This window comes from Moellerella wisconsensis ATCC 35017, assembly GCF_001294465.1.
GTDB lineage: Bacteria > Pseudomonadota > Gammaproteobacteria > Enterobacterales > Enterobacteriaceae > Moellerella > Moellerella wisconsensis.
On the sequence record NZ_LGAA01000090.1, the window covers coordinates 1 to 256 of the forward strand.

A 256-nucleotide genomic window follows, 5' to 3' on the forward strand; every position below is an offset into this window, starting at 1 on the left:
CCAAACTGACGACGACGAAACGCTGGCTGCATCAAGCGCTCTTTGACCTGCGCCGCATTCAGTCGCAAATCTAAAACATCCGGTCCAACGCGTTGTAAAAAGGGATGCTGCGCAATCTCCTCACGCGGTGCGATGGTGATATCCGACGCGCTATACAACAAAATGGCTTTATCTTCAGTCTCAAGACGAACACGCAGATCGCGTTTGGTATCCGGCGTTTCGCCCGCATCAACAATTTCCCACACCCCATAAAGCT

General features: G+C 52.0%; 1 pseudogene. It reads right to left on the minus strand.

Annotated features, from left to right (window positions below):
• Positions 1 to 256 (minus strand): annotated as a pseudogene (locus tag M992_RS14515) (endonuclease VIII); the annotation flags it as partial.